The 18,134-nt window shown below is 69.6% G+C and carries 22 protein-coding genes; 4 read left to right on the forward strand and 18 right to left on the reverse strand.

Annotated elements, in window-relative coordinates; genetic code table 11:
- Nucleotides 1-2: 2 nt before the first annotated feature.
- The 3 genes from STRNI_RS11295 to STRNI_RS11305 all read left to right on the forward strand — a co-directional run bounded on the left by STRNI_RS11295 (nt 3) and on the right by STRNI_RS11305 (nt 3,018).
- Nucleotides 3-1,718: a relaxase/mobilization nuclease domain-containing protein gene (locus STRNI_RS11295; protein ID WP_277413233.1), complete on the forward strand. Its 1,716-nt coding sequence runs from the start codon at nt 3-5 to the stop codon at nt 1,716-1,718.
- Between the two features lie 132 nt (nt 1,719-1,850).
- A complete protein-coding gene (locus tag STRNI_RS11300) occupies nt 1,851-2,252 on the forward strand; it encodes a hypothetical protein (RefSeq protein WP_381845834.1) in 402 nt (133 codons plus the stop codon).
- Between the two features lie 73 nt (nt 2,253-2,325).
- Nucleotides 2,326-3,018, forward strand: a complete 693-nt coding sequence (locus STRNI_RS11305) for a hypothetical protein (RefSeq protein ID WP_277411157.1) — start codon at nt 2,326-2,328, stop codon at nt 3,016-3,018.
- A gap of 367 nt (nt 3,019-3,385) precedes the next feature.
- On the opposite strand, the gene STRNI_RS11310 is transcribed toward STRNI_RS11305, so the two are convergent.
- The 6 genes from STRNI_RS11310 to STRNI_RS11335 all read right to left on the reverse strand — a co-directional run bounded on the left by STRNI_RS11310 (nt 3,386) and on the right by STRNI_RS11335 (nt 8,178).
- Nucleotides 3,386-4,768, reverse strand: a complete 1,383-nt coding sequence (locus STRNI_RS11310) for an IS110 family RNA-guided transposase (RefSeq protein ID WP_277411158.1) — start codon at nt 4,766-4,768, stop codon at nt 3,386-3,388.
- A 66-nt stretch (nt 4,769-4,834) separates the two neighbouring features.
- Entirely contained in the window at nt 4,835-5,656 is an 822-nt protein-coding gene (locus STRNI_RS11315; protein WP_277411159.1) for an SPDY domain-containing protein, read from the reverse strand.
- Nucleotides 5,657-5,673: 17 nt separating this feature from the next.
- Nucleotides 5,674-5,919: a hypothetical protein gene (locus STRNI_RS11320; protein WP_371872453.1), complete on the reverse strand. Its 246-nt coding sequence runs from the start codon at nt 5,917-5,919 to the stop codon at nt 5,674-5,676.
- Nucleotides 5,920-6,051: 132 nt separating this feature from the next.
- On the reverse strand, nt 6,052-6,405 hold the full coding sequence (locus STRNI_RS11325; RefSeq protein ID WP_277411160.1) for a DUF317 domain-containing protein: 354 nt from the start codon (nt 6,403-6,405) through the stop codon (nt 6,052-6,054).
- Between the two features lie 520 nt (nt 6,406-6,925).
- Nucleotides 6,926-7,657: a hypothetical protein gene (locus tag STRNI_RS11330; RefSeq protein WP_277411161.1), complete on the reverse strand. Its 732-nt coding sequence runs from the start codon at nt 7,655-7,657 to the stop codon at nt 6,926-6,928.
- Nucleotides 7,658-7,863: 206 nt separating this feature from the next.
- Nucleotides 7,864-8,178, reverse strand: coding sequence for a hypothetical protein (locus tag STRNI_RS11335; protein ID WP_159482642.1), 315 nt, complete (start codon nt 8,176-8,178; stop codon nt 7,864-7,866).
- Nucleotides 8,179-8,768: 590 nt separating this feature from the next.
- Here STRNI_RS11335 and STRNI_RS11345 point away from each other — a divergent pair.
- Complete coding sequence (locus STRNI_RS11345; RefSeq protein ID WP_277411162.1) at nt 8,769-9,275, forward strand: DUF6233 domain-containing protein; 507 nt, start codon at nt 8,769-8,771, stop codon at nt 9,273-9,275.
- A 111-nt stretch (nt 9,276-9,386) separates the two neighbouring features.
- Here STRNI_RS11345 and STRNI_RS11350 read toward each other — a convergent pair whose 3' ends face one another.
- From STRNI_RS11350 to STRNI_RS11410, 12 genes are all read right to left on the reverse strand, one after another.
- Nucleotides 9,387-9,875, reverse strand: coding sequence for a hypothetical protein (locus STRNI_RS11350; protein ID WP_277411163.1), 489 nt, complete (start codon nt 9,873-9,875; stop codon nt 9,387-9,389).
- A gap of 16 nt (nt 9,876-9,891) precedes the next feature.
- A complete protein-coding gene (locus STRNI_RS11355; protein WP_277411164.1) occupies nt 9,892-10,560 on the reverse strand; it encodes a hypothetical protein in 669 nt (222 codons plus the stop codon).
- A 96-nt stretch (nt 10,561-10,656) separates the two neighbouring features.
- Nucleotides 10,657-11,484 (reverse strand): SPDY domain-containing protein, encoded by an 828-nt coding sequence (locus STRNI_RS11360; RefSeq protein ID WP_277411165.1) that lies wholly within the window; start codon nt 11,482-11,484, stop codon nt 10,657-10,659.
- Nucleotides 11,485-12,043: 559 nt separating this feature from the next.
- Nucleotides 12,044-13,237 (reverse strand): MFS transporter, encoded by a 1,194-nt coding sequence (locus STRNI_RS11370; protein ID WP_381845837.1) that lies wholly within the window; start codon nt 13,235-13,237, stop codon nt 12,044-12,046.
- Nucleotides 13,238-13,350: 113 nt separating this feature from the next.
- Nucleotides 13,351-13,659 carry a hypothetical protein gene (locus tag STRNI_RS11375; RefSeq protein WP_277411166.1) on the reverse strand — a complete coding sequence of 103 codons (309 nt, stop codon included), beginning with the start codon at nt 13,657-13,659 and terminating at the stop codon, nt 13,351-13,353.
- Between the two features lie 28 nt (nt 13,660-13,687).
- A complete protein-coding gene (locus STRNI_RS11380; protein ID WP_277411167.1) occupies nt 13,688-14,917 on the reverse strand; it encodes an MFS transporter in 1,230 nt (409 codons plus the stop codon).
- Nucleotides 14,914-15,429: a hypothetical protein gene (locus STRNI_RS11385; RefSeq protein ID WP_277411168.1), complete on the reverse strand. Its 516-nt coding sequence runs from the start codon at nt 15,427-15,429 to the stop codon at nt 14,914-14,916. Before STRNI_RS11385 ends, STRNI_RS11380 begins: the two co-directional genes overlap by 4 nt.
- Nucleotides 15,426-16,274 (reverse strand): winged helix-turn-helix transcriptional regulator, encoded by an 849-nt coding sequence (locus STRNI_RS11390; RefSeq protein WP_277411169.1) that lies wholly within the window; start codon nt 16,272-16,274, stop codon nt 15,426-15,428. The genes STRNI_RS11385 and STRNI_RS11390 overlap by 4 nt, the downstream gene beginning before the upstream one ends.
- Before the next feature lie 38 nt (nt 16,275-16,312).
- A complete protein-coding gene (locus STRNI_RS11395) occupies nt 16,313-16,747 on the reverse strand; it encodes a hypothetical protein (protein ID WP_277411170.1) in 435 nt (144 codons plus the stop codon).
- A gap of 10 nt (nt 16,748-16,757) precedes the next feature.
- Nucleotides 16,758-17,198, reverse strand: coding sequence for a hypothetical protein (locus tag STRNI_RS11400; RefSeq protein WP_277411171.1), 441 nt, complete (start codon nt 17,196-17,198; stop codon nt 16,758-16,760).
- A complete protein-coding gene (locus STRNI_RS11405) occupies nt 17,195-17,662 on the reverse strand; it encodes a hypothetical protein (RefSeq protein WP_277411172.1) in 468 nt (155 codons plus the stop codon). Before STRNI_RS11405 ends, STRNI_RS11400 begins: the two co-directional genes overlap by 4 nt.
- A 76-nt stretch (nt 17,663-17,738) precedes the next feature.
- On the reverse strand, nt 17,739-18,083 hold the full coding sequence (locus tag STRNI_RS11410; protein ID WP_350254638.1) for an SH3 domain-containing protein: 345 nt from the start codon (nt 18,081-18,083) through the stop codon (nt 17,739-17,741).
- Nucleotides 18,084-18,134: the final 51 nt, after the last annotated feature.

The following is an 18,134-nucleotide window of genomic DNA, read 5'->3' on the forward strand; positions in this document are numbered from 1 at the left end:
CCATGGTCCCCAGGATCCACAAGCGCGGGAAGCGCACCATCGGCATCCTCTTCTACCTATACGGACCCGGCAAGGCTGAGGAGCACACCGACCCGCACCTGGTTGCCTCCTGGGACCTCTGCGCACCCGACCCCGGCCGGGATGACACTGCCACCCTCAAGCAGCTCCAACAACTCCTGGACCAGCCGGTCGAGAACGTCGACCAGGCGGAACGACCGGAGAAGCACGTGTGGCACCTCTCCGTCCGCAACGGGCCCGACGACCGGATCCTGAGCGAAGAGGAGTGGGGGGACGTAGCCCGCCGTATGGTCGCTGCCGCTGGCATCGATGACCCCGAGGAGGGGGCTGGGTGCCGGTGGGTGGCCGTCCGGCACGCCGACGACCACATCCACATCGTCGCCACCGTCGTACGCGAGGACGGCTACCGCCCTCGCCTCAACAACGACGCAATCCGCGTCCAGGACGAAGCCCGCCTCCTGGAAGCCGAGTTGGGCCTGCGCCGTCTCAACACGGGCGACGGCACCGCAGCAAAGCGCCCCACCAGCGCCGAGCGTCACAAGGCCGAGCGGCAGGGCCGCGAGCGCACCGCGCGGGAGGAGCTGCGCGAAACCGTGCGCCGCGCGGTCGCCGGCGCGGCGGGCGAGACGGAGTTCTTCGACCGGCTGGCCGCCGCCGGCCTGCTGATCCGCAGGCGTGTAGCCCCCTCCGGCGACCTGCTCGGCTACAAGGTCGCCCTGCCCGACGACCTCAACAAGGACGGCGAGCCCGTGTTCTACCCCGGTGTGCGCCTCGCCCCCGACCTGTCCCTGCCCCGGATCCGGGAACGCTGGTCCGCCGACCACCCCGACCCGGCTCCCTCGCCAGATACTCCCGGCCGTGCGACCCCGGACAACAACCCCTCTGCCGCGCGTCGCCGGACCGCATCGGCCGCCTGGGCAGCGCTCCCGATCGTCGAGCAGGGCGACGATGCGGTCGCCGCAGCACACATCGCGGCGACCGGCGAGGTCCTGGACGCGCTCGCGAAGACCTCCGCCGCCCACACCCGCCATGAACTGCGCGACGCTGCCTTCGAGTTCGAACGAGCCTCCCGCTCTCACATCCGCGCCGAACGCGGGCACGACCGGGCTCTGCGGCAGGCCGCCCGCGACCTCGTCAACGGCGGCCCCGCCCTCGGCCGAGGCGAAGACGGCGCCACGACCGCGATGGCGATCGACATGCTGGTCTTCCTCATCACCGCCGCCATGCACTGGCACGCCAAGAAGGGCCACGCTCAGCAGGCCGAAGCCGCCCGCCAGGCCGCCGAGCACCTGCGCTCTGCCTACCAAGCCGCCGCTGCCCACCCCCTTGGCACGCTCTACCAGCGCGGCAGGCGGCGCCTGGGCGGCCCCCTGGTCCAGCGGCAGACGTCTGTGCTGCGCGAAGCGCTGCCGGAGCTGGCGGAACAGATCCTCGCGGAGCCCGGCTGGTACGCGCTCGCTGCCACCCTCGCCGACGCCGAAGCCGCCGGCCACGATCCGGCAAGCCTCCTCACCGACGCCGCCGGGCGACGGGAACTCGGCACCGCAGACTCCGTCGCGGACGTCCTCGTCTGGCGGCTGCGCCAGACCGCGGACCTGCCCGCCGACACCAGTGGCACGGCCGACGCGCACGCAGCAGAGCGCTCGCCACACCCGGCAGGACAGCGGGCACCGGGACGGTCCGGGCACCGGCGCGGATGACAGCGACTGTGGACTTTGTGAATTGAAGCAGGTCAAGAACTTGAGGCACGATCATGAAGCGAGCAGGACACGACGAGGGAGGGCCCCACGGTGTTTCACCGGATACGCCGCCGCCGTGCGGAGACAAACGAGATGCGGCGCCTGCATGACGAGGCATGGGCGCAGCTGGAGGGCCTGGTGCCCCCAGAGGCCGAACGAATACCGGCCGAACCACAGTCCTGCGAGCCGGCGTCGGTCGTGGACGACTTCCTCCCGCCGGAGCTGCGCATCCCGAGCCACGACCAGCTCGACGGCCGGATGATGCCCTGGCCACAGCCAATAGTCCTCGACGGAGATATGATCGCCTGCGCCGAGTGCAGTGCGTACCGGGACTGGCTCATCCTCTCCACCCGCGACCAGATCTGGCTGCGCTGCCGCCAGGGGCACCAGCAGCAAGAGACGCGCCTCGACACGGCCTGGTACAACCGCCATGCTGGCCCCGCGGACGCGACACATGCGACGTTCGAGGACTGCCTGCGGCACCTCGGCCACTGACCCCCACTCCTACGCCCCGGGCCCACGAGCCCGTACTGACCACCGTCACCTAGCACAAGGGGTCAGTTCCACCATGCGCGTTCGCATCGTCGCCGCCCTCGGCGTCACCGCCGCTGCTCTCCTCGCCCTGCCCGCCTGCTCGGCCAACAACACCGGGACCAAGCCAGCCACTCCCTCCTCCGCCCGCGGCAGTAAGCCGGCCCATGCTGGACACGGTGCGCCGTTGCCGTCGACCGCACTGAAGACGCGCCTGCTCGACGAGCACGACCTCGGTAGCGGCTACGCCCGCAAGCCCGAGCGTCCCACCCAGCACGACGACGTCTCCGTTCTTGGCTGTCCCGCCTTGAACGACATGGGCGGTGATGCGGCCATGGGCGGCTCGCTCGACTTCCCGCACAAGGCGAAGGCCACCTTCACCTATACAGCCAGCAGCTCCTCGGAGGTCTCCGAGGAGCTGTACAGCGACACCGCGGGGAAGCTCTCGACCGGCACCGGCCGGATCTTCGACGCCATGACCGGCTGCCCGCAGTACCAGGTCCTCGTCGGCAGCGCCAAGGTCGACGTGACGACGCAGAGGATGACCGCGCCCCGGCTCGGGGACGAGCGCTGGAGTCAGCTCCTCACCTTTTCCGCCGATGGGCGCGACACCGTGGTGAAGCAGACCGCGATCCGTAACGGCAGCATGCTGGTCATCGTCTCCGGCTCGCCGGCCCTCGTCGACCAGCACCTCGACGAGGCCCTCGCCAAGGCGGCAGCAACCCGCTGAAGTGCCGTATGCCGGTGCCCCCGACCGCATGGTCGGGGGCACCGGCGCGTCACCAGGGCACCTGGACGGACTGCCGTCGCCCCGATGGCCTTGCCCGGGTAAGTGCGCCCCAAGAGCTCGCAAGCCCGGCCACCCCTCTCGGGGTGGCCGGGCTTGCGAGCGTCTGATCGGGCGGTGAGCGGACAACGTGGGGGGCTGTGAGGCGGGCGGGGTCCGTGGGCGCCATTCCCACGTGGGGGCTCAAGGCCCGGGGTTGTCTTCGGGCGTACCACGGTCCGCCCGCCTCTCCCGCTCCGGCCGAGAGCGGGGGCCTTCACCACCGTACGGTGAACGCCTCCGCTCTCGGACCGAGCGCGCCGAGGGCCGGTCACCGTGGCCGGGGTCGGCCGAGTACGTGGCGGTAGACCGTCTGCGTGCTCACCCCGAGGGCCCGTGCCGTGGCAGTGACGGTGGCGCCTGGGGCGGCGAGCATTTCACGGGCGCGCACAATCTCCATCTCGTCCAGCGGCGCCTCCCGTTGGAGGGTGGGAGCATCGGCTGCTGCCGGGTCGTAGCCGAACGCGACGGCGTCGTCGTACGGCACGCCAGAGGCCATGCAGTAGTGAAGGCACAGAAGTATCTTGCGCCCCAGCTTTCTCAGCGCCGTGGCGTGCGCATCACCAGCCGCGCGACGCCGACGGTAGTACGCCTGCGCGCCCGGCGAGTGACTGACCATGGAGAAGGCCACCGCGTGAAGAGTGCTCCGCAGATGAGTCGACGATGCTCGGCGGAAGGCGACCCGCACCGTCTGGCCGGATGCCCAGGTAACGGGAGCCACTCCGGCGTATGCGGCGAGGGAGCGTCCGGTACCGAACCGCTCGACAGGCCGGTCCCCGATCTCCGCCAGGAGGTAGGCGCCGAGGGTCGTACCGACTCCCGGAACGCGGGACACCAGCTGGTGATAGCGGTGGGCGGCATAGCGCTGCTCCAGCTCCCCCTGTAGTGCGTCAGCCCGCTGAACGGCCTGGTCGAGGGCAGCGAGGAGGTGTCTGATGCGTACGGCCTCGGCGTCTTCCACACGGGGGTCGAGCAGCATCACCGGACGGCAGAAGAGCAGGCGGAGCCGCTCGGCCTCGCCCTCCACCGTCCGCGTCCTGCCTGCCGCCGTCAACAGCGCCGCCAGGCGCTTGCGGTCCAGCCTGGCTGCCGCCCGGGGGCTAGGGGCGGCAGCAAGGACGGCTCGCGCCTGGGGACTGCGCAGGCCGCCAACACTGGCCGGCCACGCCGATACGGCCGCCGGCCAGATCCGTACGAGAGCCGCCCGCAGCACGTGCAGGGCTTCGGCACGGCTGGCGACGGCCGACCGGTGAGCGTGCGCTACCACCCGAAGCGCCTCTGCTGTGGGGGAGTTCGGGACGATCGGGCGGCATTCCCCCGCACGAGTCATCGAGGCAATCAGCCTCGCATCGGCACGATCCGTCTTGGGGGTGCCGAACGCGGCCCGGTGGCGGGAAGCGCGGGTGGGGTCCACATGGACGACCTCCATGCCCGAAGCCGCCAAGGATCGGGCGAAGAGAATGTGCACGTCCTCGATCCCGGTGACGGTCGCTCTCCACCTGCGGCCCAGCGGTGCCAGGAACTCCCGGTAACGGGCGACCGGGTCCGGGCTGTCGGCGTAGACGATCCGCGTCTCCCCGAGGAGGGAGCCGGACCGGTCGAGAACGGCGACGTCCAGCCACCGATCCGACCAGTCGCACCCTGCGAACAGCAACTACCCACCTCCACCTGGTAGAAGGAAAATGATGTGTTGAAACGGGGACGGCACGCCGTCCCCGTCTCAGCTGGCCGGGGCCCGCAGGAGTCGCTCGCGCGTGCTCTCGGGCAGGACCCGGCGCAGGACTGGTGCGGTCGAGCTGAGCCCGTTGGCGAACACGGCGACCAGGTCGTGCGGCACACTGGCGCCGAAGGACGCGGCCCACAGGATCGGTGCGCCCAGCACGGGCTCGGCCCACGCCTGCCACCCGGCCGGCCCCGCCTCGTCGGCCTGAGCCGTCAGGGCGCGCAGGTCGGCATCCTGGATGAGAGGCGGCATCTCGCCGAAGCTGAGGTGCGAGGCGAAGGTCGGGTCGATCGCTCCCGCGTGGGGCTGATCGATGTCGCGGAGCCAGCCGTGTGCGGTGACCGCATCGAGGACCAACTCGGCGCCGCCGAGCGAGACATCGGGCTGGTCGCGGGCATCGAGTGCGACGAGGAAGTCGGCGAGGACTTCCCCCGGTATATCGGGCGTGAAGTAGGCGGACCACTGCGCGAGCGGGCTGCTCGCGTCCGCGCGAGCGGAGATCTGCCAGGCGATCGGCAGGTCCCCCAGGTGGAACGGCTCGTCCGCCAGAACCCATTGGGCCCAGCAGAGAGTGTCGGGGCTGATGTGCAGGACGGTGCTGCGCAGGACCTGGCGGTCCTCCGGTTGATCGTCCGGCTCCTGCCGTCCGCGGACGATCGTCAGGCTCGTCCAGCCGAGGCCGGCGAGCGTGTCGGCGACGGTGTCGTAGAGACGTCCGTCGTCACCGGCCAGGTGCCGGGGACCGACCCAGTACGCGCTCTGCCCCTTGTTCGGGGTGGGCGGGTCGAGCGGGTGCTCGGGGTACAGAGGCGCCTCCAAAGGCTAGGTGTGCGGTTCTACTTGCCGCTGGCGGTACGGCGGGGGCGGCGCGGGGGCGCCTGGACGGGCGACTGCCAAGCCAGCTCGACGGCGACCTCGGGCGGCAGATGACCGAGCTGCGTGTCCGCGTCCCGCCCTTCAGCGAGGTAGACGACGGGGCGTCCGGCCTCGTCCACGGACTGGATTACCTGCGCGAGTCGGTGCGCCATCGGGAAGAACGGGTTCATCGCCTGTCGCACCGGCGCATCCCGATCGCAGGCCATCAGCAGGTCGATGACATCGCCGACGGTCAACTCCGTGTGGTCCACGGACAGCCTCCTTGGATGTGGGTGGCGGATCGTGCCGCCGAGGTCAGGAGAGCTCGCGTGGAGGACTTCCGATCCGAGCCTTTGGCGTCAACAGCGCCGGGAGGTCTCCAGCACGCGTGCCACAGCGGCGGCGACCACGTCGGACGGCGTCTCCATATCGAAGGACATCTGGTAGCCGCGGACCTTGGCAGTGCCGGTGACGGCGATCTTCCAGCCCTCACCGTCGCCACCGGGGCGACCGAGCGGGAACCATCCGAGGTAGAAGCAGCCGTCCTTGCTGCTCACGTGCACGTCCCCACGGTCGTCCACGATCAGATTGAAGTCCTCGGCGGAGAACTGGTCCAAGACGAACGTGGGCTGGCCCGGACCGAGCTGCCACTCGCGCAGCCGCAGGGCTTCGGCAGTAGTGGAAAAGCCGGGGCTGACAGGGGCCACGCTCACGAGCAATCACCTCTCTGACCTGGGGTTTTCCGGGAAGATGTCTACGTTGACATGCCCCTGCGACCCTTGGCCAGTCTTTCGTGGATCTTTCGCGTCTGCCCCAGGCGAACTGGTGACCGCTGTCATCCAATCGAGGCGTGACAACGGGAAAATGCCAGCGCCCTCGTTTGCGGGGCCTTCATGCTGACGGGCATGCACCCTCGTGACGAAGAGATATGGCGGGCGATCGACCAGGGCTTCCGTGCGATGGGGAGGCTCGGTGTTCCAGGGGGTGTGAGGTCTCTGCTGGCCGACTCATCGTCTTCGTATCGGGGCTCCCTGCTGTGGACGCCGTGAGCCGGCCTAGGCGGCAAAGACGGAACCGTCTGGTGCCGAGCAGAATGGCCCCGCCATCGCAAGTGCCGGAGGACTGTACCGGTCCGCCATCGGAGCCGCTAAGGGTTCTGGTTGCCCGACCGGTGACGCTCATGTGCCCTGCGTGGTAACGCGATTGCTCTCTCGTCCCTCGCCGCGGCACCAGTCATGTCGTGGCGGCTCTCCAAGATGCGCCGAGTTCCACGAGCCGCCCCCGCAGCACGCCGCGCTGCTCCTCCAAGTCCTGCGAAGCGGGCGAGAGGAGAAAGATGTTGTCGCGGTACAGGCGATAGCCGATGCGCTCCCACCCTCGGGCGATCTTCGTGTTCACGCGGTCCCACTCGGTTCGGTCTTTGAGGCGGTGGTTGCTGAGGTCGGTGATGCCTGGTGCGCAGGCGATGGCCCGGCAGCCCGGCATGAGCCGGTGGATCGCCTCGGTGGCCAAGCTGACGGCCAGGCCATGGCCTCGCCACTGCCGGTCCAGGGTCACCCGGTCCATGACGAGCAGGCCGGTGCCGATGTACTCCAACAGCTCGCTGACCTCGCCGGTGAACGAGCCGGTCTGCGGGTCGAGGAGCACCTGCGCGATCTCGTACAGCTCCTCGGATTCCTCTTCCATGGCCCAGTAGGCATTCCGCCCGCGGTCGAGATGCACCCGGTAGAAGGTCATCGACCCGATCGCGACGTCCTCCACAGTGCACGAGGGACAGCCCGCGTGGACGCAGTCAGTGGTCGCCGCCGAGTCCTCGCCACCGTGATGCGTACGGCGCCGGTGGAGGACGGCCACATCCCACCGCTCCAGCGTGTCGGCCTGCGGAGTGTCGCACAGTCCGTCGTCATAGGAGATCCGCAGGCGCAGCTCGGAGGGGTCGCCGGGCAGCTCGGAGGGCTCGATCACTGCGGCAGCCTAGCGCGGCATAGACGGCGTGACGGGACGTCCACCAGGGTTCAGAGTGCAGCGCCAGAACAGCCGCCCGCCACGATCGGTGCTGCGGGGCAGGTGCCAGTGTGACCGAGCGCCGTAGTTGGCCCGCCTGGCCAGATGCGTGCTCAGTCGGGTATCACGCTCCGTCTGCGGCCCGACGATCTCGCAGCCGGCGGCCGTCAGATTCCGGCGGCCTGCAGTTGGGCGAAGGTGCCGACCTTCGCTGACCATGCCTGCTGACCATGTAGAGGACGCCAACCGAGCAGCGAGTCGGAGGTGGCCGTGTCAGGCCAGATCATGTAACCGAGCATGACGAGCTCGCACCCCGCCGCATGGGCTGCGTCGGCCGGGAATGCTGGCCAGTCAGGCCAGTGTGAAAGGTCCGTCTCGGCAAGGGGCTCGCGACTCCCCTCGCGAACCACTTGCAGTAGGTAGCCGCTGTCCGCAGCCTTGCAGATGGCATTGAGATCACGGCGGAAATCGTCAGTCGTCATGGCAAAGGACGCTAACAAGATCAGCGTGGCTGCGAAGTGTCGGGTATGTCAGGTACCGATGTGGACACTGGTCTGGGGCCTGGACCTCAGACATCAGCCACCACATGCGGCTATCGGCCCTTCCGTCGGTCTGGTTGGCTTGGGGATGCGGTGTTGTTGGCCCGCAGGCGTGATCTTCGGCGCTGGTTCAGATGCCGGTTCCTCGGGCCGATGGGACGCCGTGGACCAGCTCCACCGAGTACTGAGCGTGGATCTGGCCGGGCGGGCCAACTACGGCGCTAAGTCACAGCCAGAACCACATGCCCCACCTGCACAGATGCGCCGGAAATCGAACACGTGATGCAATAGCTGGTATGCGATGCCCTTCCTTCCCCGAGGATCTTCTCGCCGCGCAATGCGCCTGGGACCGTACGTACCGGGCCCTCGCCGATCCAGCGCGACGAGGAGGAACGACTGCGCTTCGGCGGCGTCTGCTGAAGCTGTCGGTGCAGGTGTGGTGGCACCCGCACTGGTCATCGCGCGATGCGGGATGCGGCGAGCGGGTGGCTCTGCGCGGGCGGGCGAGGCAGCTGGAGTCCGGAGCGCCGTAGATGGGCCGTGGCGCCGAGGACCAGGCGTCGGCCGGAACCGGGCCGGCCGAGATCACGCTGGTTTTGCCGGACGGACAGACCGTACGCGTACGGCTTCACGAGAGGTGTGAGACGCGGGGGCAGCACCAGTGGCGCTATCGCATCGGGGTGCCGTCCTGGGTGGCAACGCAGGCGGGCGTGGAAGCAGCCGAATACGGAGTTTGGGTCACATCCGATCAGCTCCAGCCAATCGAGGGGGTGGATCTGTCCCGCGTTCCGACGCACCGGCTCCCGCCAGAGCTCCCTCCGCCGCGGCCCTCGGGGTGGGTTGTGCGGCCCGATCCGGAGCGGCGCGGCGGAACGGTGGTGCATGACGCAGACTGCCGACAGGCTGGCGGAGGAGGGGTCGAGCTGGGCGCGATGGAGGCGCTCGACGCGCTGATGCGGCCCGGTGCACGGGCTTGTCACGACTGCGACGCCGCTGCCGTGCTCGTGCCCGCGCTGGAGCTGGGGCAGGGGTACGCGTAGCGGCCTGCGCCGGACCAGTGGCTCTCGGCCGAGGAGGGCATGCGCAGCAGGCCCCCGGAACGGGTTCCGGGGGCCTGCTGTTGGAAGGTGATCATTCGGTCATGGGGTGGCTCAGCGGGTGCGCCCCGCGCTGGGGGAAGCCGGCGGGGTCGGGGCCTGGTGAACGGTCCGGCCAGGGCTGCGAGAGGGCGTCGCCGTAGCCCACGCGCCGGGAAACCACACCTGGCTGTACTGCTCGATGGCGCGGCGCAGGCCGTCGAACTCGGCACCCTGCCAGGGCATTTCCCCAGCACGGTGGTACTTGTCAAATGTGCCGTGTTGGCTGTAGCCGGGCCGCTCGCTCTCGATCCGATCGCGGAGGAGGAAAGTCTCATGGTCGCTGAATGTCAGGACCGTGGAATCGACTTCGCCCGTGTGCGGATGGATGACCTGGACGCGCAGTCCGCCGTAGGTAAACGCACGGATGGTTGGGGAGAAATCGATCCGCAGCCGCCGCGGATCGCCGGGGATGGGCGTCGCGTAGTACGTGTTCCCGACGACGGTGCTGTTGGCGAAGGGTATTCCAAGCTCGGTAAAGAACTCACGGGCGTACAGGGGCATATGGGCCTCCAGTTTGCTAGCGATGGTGGCGCGGGGGCAGGGCGGGAGATGCAGGCGGAATGGAGCGCGCGCACCCGGCGGTCGGTGTGGCGGTGATCGGGCGCTTCGGTGTGGTGGCGTTGTAGTGGGAAGCGCGGTCGCGCCTTCGCGGCTTGGGCGGGCCGAGTTCCCTGAGCCTCTCGGGGGCGTCCGCCAGCTCTTCACCGAGAGCGGTGAGCGTGGTGGCGGCCTCCGTGAACCGGTGGTGCAGCTCCGAGCCCTCATCGCTGCCGGACGCCTGGGCCTGCTCGGCCGCAGCCTTGAAGAACTCGCTGAGCCGCGCCATCACGCCGAAGTCCGGGTGCAGCACCTGATCGGCGTGGTACTCGGCGCAGACATAGCTGTCGGCTCCGAGCATCCGGTCGGTCAGGTCCCGTATCTGCAACTGGGCGCTGTGGCTGTCCTGCGGTTCTGCCTCGTTAGCTGCCTCGGGCCCGCGGAGGGCGGGGTCGAGGTCCACGGTGTAGCGGGCGACGGTGAGCATTTGCGCCGCCGCACTGGCCATTGCGTTCTCGCGCTGTTCGCCGATGTTCAAAGGCAGGTGATACACGGCCCGGTCGTTCCACATCGACCGGAGGAAGCCGGCACGCCCGAGCAACTGGACGGCTAGGTCGTCACCGCCTTCGGCGTCGACGATGCCGAACACATCTCTGCTGATCTTGACGTCAGGTGTCTCAGGAATAGGCGGGTCCTGTCAGAAGCCGGGGTCTCAAGAGCTGATCGGTCTGCGGGAACTGCCTCGTCAGCGACGTGGTCCGGGCAGGGCAGGGCGGCTGGTGGTGCTCCAGCGCGGAACGCTGGAGGTGGGAAGGGCGGCCGGTCGGCTAGGGGCGGCTCTCCGGACTTCCAGCGGCGTCGGTGCCACAGGCTTGGGCGGTCGTACGGGGGTGAGCTGGGCCAGAGCAGCGAGCTGGGGATCAAGGCCATGCTTATAGCGGGGGACGGGGGCAGGGTCGGCCAGGGCGGCGGCAGTGGCTGCGATCAGGTGCGACGGGGTGTGGGCGGTGAAGTGTGCTTCCGCGCGGGTGCCCCAGCCGGGAGGTCCGGCCCACAGTGTGGTGGTCTCGTCGTCCGGGCCGTGGCGGCGAACGTCGATGAGGGCTCCCGCCTGCTTGTCGGGGGCGATGATCTCCACTGTGCCTCGTTCGGCCGCTCTGTATGTCCAGCCGGCTGTGAGCAGCGGCTTGATGCTGTCGGGCCAGTAGATCGACGGGCGTGCGAGGAAGGGGTCTTCGTCCTCGGCCCAGTCGCGGGCCAGGGCAGTGGTGAGACCGGCGACGATCTCGGCGGGGGTGTTCTGGTTGAACGTCGCCGTCCAGCGCGGCATGGATGCGGCGTCCTCGGAAGCGGTGATCTTCCACAGGTCGTGGTCGTCGCCGAACCAGCCGATCCGGATGCGGTGGTCCGGAGAGGTCACGACGAGCTGACACGGGCCGTCGTCCAGGTGGTGGTGCGGCCAGGCGGCGACCGGAGCGAACCCGGGGTCGCCGAATCCGCTGGATCCGGCGAGGTAGCGGGGGGAGACGAAAACGTCTCCGTCGATGGTGTGAGGGTGATCGGGGGGTGCCACAAGGTCCTGAGAGGTTGAGGGGTGGAGACGGTCATTCGGAGGGCAGCATGGCGGCTTCGAGGTCGGCAGGCAGGCCGGTGTAGTGCAGCGTGCGCAGTCCCAGTCGGCGGGCAGCGCTGCAGTTGTCGGCACGGTCGTCCACGAACAGCACGCGCTCCGGCTGGACGGATCCGAGGATGTTCAGGGCGTGTTGGTAGGTGGCGCCAGTCGTGGGTGTCGAGCACGTCGCTGAGGTGGGCGGGCGCGTTCGACAGGAGCACCATCGGCAGTCCTGTCTGGTGGGCGCGGTGCAGGACACGCAGGACGCGGTCGTCGGTGGTGATCCACATGTTGGTGTCAGCGACACGTAGTTCGCGCAGCAGGCGCCTGCTGGGATGGAAGCCGAGGACCTGAGCCCAGTACGCCTGGTCACTGAGCTGGCCGGCGTCGTAGAGGTCACGCGCGCTCCAAAAAGCGTTCTGGAATGCGGCGAGGTCTGCCTCCCAGGTGGCAGTGCGGGCGAGGCGGAGCCACTGGGTGATGGTGGGCTGGACGCCTAGAACGCCGTTGTAGTCGAGGATTACGGCGTCGGGGCCGGTGTGCGTGGTGGTGCGGGGCACGGGGCGGTGTTCTCCAGAGCGCGATGGGACAGGCCGGCAACGGCGGCAGCGAGCAGGGCGGGCAGCAGCAGAGCCGCGGGCAGGGCAGTGACGCTGGCGAGGGCGCCGATCAGGGCGGGGCCGGCCAGCAGGCCCACGTAGCCGATGACGGCGACCGTGGCCACGGCGCTGGGGCCACCGGCTCCGGCCGCGGTGATCAGCGAGGGGACGGTGGTGGACAGGCCGAGTCCGAAGACCGCCCATCCGGCGAGCGCCCACGGCACACTGGCGGCCAGGACGCCGGTGGCAAGCCCAGCCGCGGCGAGCACCGCGCCGGCCCGGACCACGACTGTGGCGCCGAAGACGGTGTGGAGACGGTCCCCGGTCAGGCGTCCGAGGGCCATGGCGGCGCTGTAGACGGCGAATGCGATGGCGCTTACGGCCGTTGTGGCATGCAGGCTGTGCAGGTGGACGGCCGCCCAGTCGGCGGCTGCCCCCTCACCCAACAGCGATCCGGCGGCCAGCGCCCCCAGCAGCCACAACTTCGCGGGCGACAGCGGCGGTCGGCGGTCGTCGGCCCCTCGGCAGGTGGGCGTCGTCGGTTGATCGGCACCACTCAGGGTCTGGGTCGCCGGTGCGGCGCCGAGCGCAACCACCGCCACAGCCAGGCCGGTTACGAGAAAGAGGCTGGTGTGCGCGGTGCGGGCGGTCGCGGCGGTCAGGGCGGCGCCACCGAGAGCGCCGAGGGAGTAAGCGGCGTGGAAGCCGGACATGATCGACCGGCCGTACGCGTTCTGGCAGCGCACCGCCGCTGAGTTGGCGGCGACGTCCAATACGCCGTGCGTGGCCCCGAACGCCAGCGCCACCGCAAGCAGCGAGGCAAGGCTGTGGCACTGCCCCAGGAGGGCAAGGCAGCCGGCGAGGCCGACGGCTCCGCCGGTGAGCAGGGTGGGAAGCCGCTCGGGGAGGGCTAGACGGCCTCCGAATTTCAGTCCGGCGACCATGCCGAGCGCAGCGGCCAGCAGCACCAGAGCCAGCTGTGCGGTGGTCAGGTGAGCGGCTTGCTGTACGGCCGGCATCCGGGCGCCCCAGATGGCCATCACCACTCCCATGCCGAGGAAGTAGCCGGTCAGCAGGCCCCGGCTGCGCCGGGCCGAAGCGGCTGTCGGACTCACGCGACCGGCCTGCCCCTCCGTGTCGGCTGCGGCGACGCCCAGGGCGACAGGACGGTCGGACAAGAACAGGCTCCTCGAAGGTCAGGACAGGTTCGGGTGATGGGATGGGGTGTTCACGGGCTGCGTCGGCGGCGGATCTCTATCACGGATGCCCACTGCGGGTGCTCGGCGAGCAGCCGTCTCGCGTACAGGGCCGTGTAGTTGTTGTTGAGTCCCCTGACCTTGTGCGGGTGGCGCCATCGCAGGGCCTCGAAGAGCGCTTTCATCCCGACCTTCTTCGCCCCAGCGCCGAGCCTCTCCTCGACGAGCTGCTCCAAGGCGCGGTAGATCCAGGGGTGCTGGGCATCGAAGGCGCGGAACCGGTCGGTGATCGTCGAGGAAGGACAAAGGCCCGGCAGTCGGTCCTGCGTGATGGTGGGCATGAGCGGTGAATCCTCTCTTTGCCGCGGGTCAAGAAGATGCGGCGGGCAGCGTGCGTAGCCGGGTGAAGGCGGTCGCGAGACCGAGGGCTTGCAGGAGGGCAGCAGCGGTGACGGCGTGTCCGAGCTGGGAGGGCGGAATCGCCGCGACGAGGAGTCCGGCTGCGGGGAAGGGCAGCAGGAGCAGCAGGATCGTCACCGCGAGGGTGCTGCCGAAGACATCGCGTGGGATGAGATGGGAGCGCATGGTGCGCAGGACGACGGTGAGTCCGCCTTCGCCGGCCATCAGGACGGCGATCAGCAGGAGGTAGCCGCGGTAGGAGTCGGCATGGGCGACGGCGAGGGTTGCCGTGGCAGCGATGGCAGCGGCGGCGGTGCCCACCGGCCACAGGCCCCAGCGGTCGATCGCCCGGCGGGCTGAGGTGACGGCGAGCAGGGAGGCGAGGGCTGCGGCGGACCAGATGAGTCCGGCATCGGATTTGGAACGCCCGAGTTCAGTGACCACGATCACCGGCATGGCCGCCTGGAGAAGGCCGATGGCCACGTTGGAAACGAGCAGGCCGCCCACCAGCCAAGCGAGCGCCGGCAGCGAACGTAGCGTCCGCCAGCCGGCCCCGAGCCCGCTCTTCTCCGACATAGCACCGATCGGGTGCAAGCGCTGGCGGGGGCTGAGGATGGCGGCGAGGAGCGAGAAGCCCGCGAGCGTGCTGAGCATCACTGCCGGGCCACCGTGCTCCAACAGCAGGCCCGACACCACAGGTCCGGCGAGCATGGCACTCTGGTCGATCCCCAGCAGAACGGACTGCACTCGGTGCGCCTGGCCTCCGGCTGTCCGGCTCGCCTCGCCGCCGGCGGTCTCGGCGGCGACGTAACTGAACTCGGTGAGGACGCCAGATACCGGGGCAAGCACCATGACGAGCACCGCCGCGAGCGCCCCGGCATCGTGGATCGTCAGCAGGAGCGCAGCGGTGAGGACGACCAGGGCCCGCAGGACGCACGCGGCGCGGAGGACGCGTGCGGTGCCGTGGCGGTCGACGAGGGTGCCGGCCACCACGAAGGCGCCCAGCCGGGGCAGCCATTCCAGTGCGAAGGCCAACCCCGTCAGCCCCGCGGACCCGGTAGTGGCCAGGACGAGGAGGGGGATGCCGTAGGTGGTCATCGCGAACGCGGCGCCGTCGGCCGCCCGGGGCAGATAGACGCCACGCAGCAAGGTCGGAGCGGTTGTGCCGGGCTGCCGGGGCCAGACGGTGGGGCCCGTCACTCGGCGGACTGGGACGCGCCGAGCTGGACGGCCTGGTTCGCGGCCAGCCACTGATCCAGCAGATCACGTGCCCCGGTCAAGTCGGCGTGAGCGTCCGCGGTCAGCTGGGAGTCGGCTGTTGGGTCACAGAGGCCGCGCTCCTCAGTGAGGGCGGGTGCCGCGGCCAGGAGTGCGAGGGTGCTCTGGATGCGGTGGGTGAAGTCGGAGGTGGTGCTCGGATAGGCGTGGCGGCGGGCCCACCGTGCTGTCGCGTCGTAGAGGTCCGCCAACTCCGATCCGGATGTGGTCAGTTCGAGGCGGCCTCCAGGCTGGACGTGGACGAGGCCGAGGTCGCGGGCCAGATCGGTGGCCCTGCGAAGGCGGTACTCGGAGAGATCAGCGAGGGTGCCGGCCAGTCGGCGCAGGGGTATGGGTCCGTTGTCGTCGATCTCGGAGATCAGGCGGATCAGGGCCGGATAGGAAAGCGCCGAGCAGGCATCCGGCATGGTGGCTGTGGAGGGGGAGCTGTTCATCGGCGCGGCCCTCCCGCCGCGAGTGCTGCCCGCGAACGAGCGGGTGTGGCATGGGAGAACAGGTCGCGGTGCTGCCACGTCAGTGAGGAGATCTGGCCGTTCGTGCTGGGTGCGGGCGTGGCGGTTGGGGCCGGTAGCCGCGACTGGTTGCTGACCCACGCCTTCGGAGCGGGCGCGGTGTCCGGGCGTCCCCAGAGCGGGTGCCGGGCAGCCTGGGTGAGGGGCTGCCCGGCCGACCACGCGGACAGAGCGCCGAAGACAGGCCCGAGAGCGTCGCCGGCACCGGACAGGCGGTAGGGCTTCCCGATGCCGGCGGTGTCGACCAAGCCGTCAGCCACGAGCTGCCTCAGGGGCGGGTAGACGTTGGTCCAGTCGCTGTCGGGCATGACCATCTTGGCCAGGGTCCGACCGCCGGTCTGCCCGCGGGACTTCAGTACCCACAGGATCGCGGCGGCGTGGCGCCGGGTGAGGAGGGTGAGGCTGTCCTCGATCTGCTCGATCGCGGGCAGCGGCCGGTCTGCCTTCTCCAGATGTTCCTCCGCCCAGGTGACGATCAGCGGCAGTACCGGCAGCAGGGCGGCGCCGCGATCGGTGTGGCCGTAGGTGACGTGCCGCGGGGTGTGCTCGGTGCGCTGGACGAGGCCGGCTTCGCACAGGGACTGAAGCCGGGGATGGAGCTGGCCGTTTTGCAGCCAGGCAACCTTGTCCGCGACTTCGCTGTAGCGCAGCGGACGGCCCAGCGCCAGCAGGATCCGCACGTGCCATCGCGGAGTGATCATGGCCAGGGCCTCGGAGACGCGGGCGATATCGGCGTCGGTGTCGGAGGGCAGACCGGTGGTAGCCAATGGAGGAACTTCCTGGGTGAGTGAACGGAGCCCGTGGGTCAGCGGCTTGGAGCAGGGCTCGCGGCCGGGACGGGTGAAGCGGGCAGGGCTGGCACGGGGGCGGGTGCCGGCTCGGGTGAGGCGGCGCGCCCCGGGGTCGGGGTGACGCGACCGAGGCTCGTGAGGACGGCGAAAGCCGTCTTGGCCTGGAGGTCGCGCACAGCGACTGCTTCGGCGAGCCGTCGGGCGCAGTCGAGAACGTGCGACACCTCAGGTCCGCCGATCTGCCGATCCGGGTGGACGAGTTGGGCGAGGCGGTCGCGGTGGACGGTGATGCTCTGCTCGGCGACGGCGAGGTCGCAGTGCATGCCGAGAAGGGCGGCGAGCATGCCGGGCGGCTGGTCCTGGCTGTATGCCTCCAGGTCGGCCAGCGGTGCGCCGTACAGGTCCTGGATCTGTCCGGCTATCTCGGGTGACGTGATGTGGTCAGGCAATCGGGGGCTTTCACGGTCGGGCCCGGGCCGCCCCGGCACGCTGCGGTGCCGGGGCGGCGGTGGGGAGGGTGGTGGTGGCCACCGGTTGTGCCATGCGGACGGGCCGGGGTTTCTGGACAGCAGTCGGCATGGTGCGCAGCAGGTCATCAAGCGCGGCTCGGTAGCCGTTGCGGGCATCGAGCGCGGCCTCCAGCCACTGCGCGTCAACCCGCAGGTCACCCGCGGACAGCTCGTCCATGTCGCGCTCGGCCGCCATGGCGTGGTGGACTCGGTCGCGGACACGGATGACCTGTTCCTCGGCCAGGGCGAGGAACGAACGCAGCTCCATGGCGCGGGTCACCGCGGCGGGGGCGTCCGGACTGGCGGCTGTCGCGTACAGGTCGGCGATGACGGCGTCGAAGACCTGCTCCAGCCGGCCGTCCAGGGTGCTGGGCTTGAGTCGGACGCTCACCGCAGGAACCTTCGTCCCGATGCCGGTTCCGGTGCAGTCGCTGGCCGGAATGGCGCGCTGGTCTGCACGGCCGGGCCCTGCCGGGCCCCGCGGCTGAGCCGGGCCAGCCGTTCCGCGGCCAGGCCCTGCTTTCCATACGCGGCGGGGTCGAGGAGCCACTGCACGACCATGGCTCGCCCGTTCCTCGCGGTTACGGCCATATTCACTCGGTGAGCCATTGCCATAGCTCGATCGTCGAGTTCAATCGGCTGGGTTTCGAGCACGGCAACGAGTTCGTCCTCAGCCCTTTCCAGTGCTTTCTGGGACTCTGCGAGCATGCCGTGCCAGCGGACGATGTCTGTGGCCTCACGGTTCGCGTGCGGAGCCGCAGTGACAGCCTTCTGCAGTTCCGCGAGGTTCATATCGAAGCGGGCTTCGATATGCTCGGTGATGACGCCCATGACGTCGTCTACGCCGTCAAGCACAACGGACTCCTTTCATCTGCGGCGGTTCCGTGAGAGGTCGCCGATAGCCATTGACGGCGCGGCGTGGTGTGGCCTTTTAGTGGAGGCAGGTGTAGACGGTCGGGTAGACGTAGACACCGGAGACCCAGCCCTTTACGCCGGTCTTCTTGTCCGTGATGTAGACCCACCAGCCGGACTTGGTCACCTTGTGGACGGTGAACTTGTGGCTCTTGTAGAGAACCCCGACGGCGGTCGACTTCGACGACGCCTTGGATCGGATGGTCACGGCGCTGGCGTGGACCTTGTACGGCCCGGACTTGTCACACGAGGCAGAGGCAGCGAAAGACGCCGGGGCTGCGGCGTTGGCGGCCGGAGCGGTGACGGCGGGCAGGGCGATGGCCGCGGTCACAGCTGCGGCAGCGGCAATGCGGGAAAGGCGCAAGGAGATTTCCTAACAGTTGATGGGAGGGAGAGAGGTGGGGCAGGCGGAGGC

Origin of the sequence: Streptomyces nigrescens (assembly GCF_027626975.1) — a bacterium.
Lineage (GTDB): Bacteria > Actinomycetota > Actinomycetes > Streptomycetales > Streptomycetaceae > Streptomyces > Streptomyces nigrescens.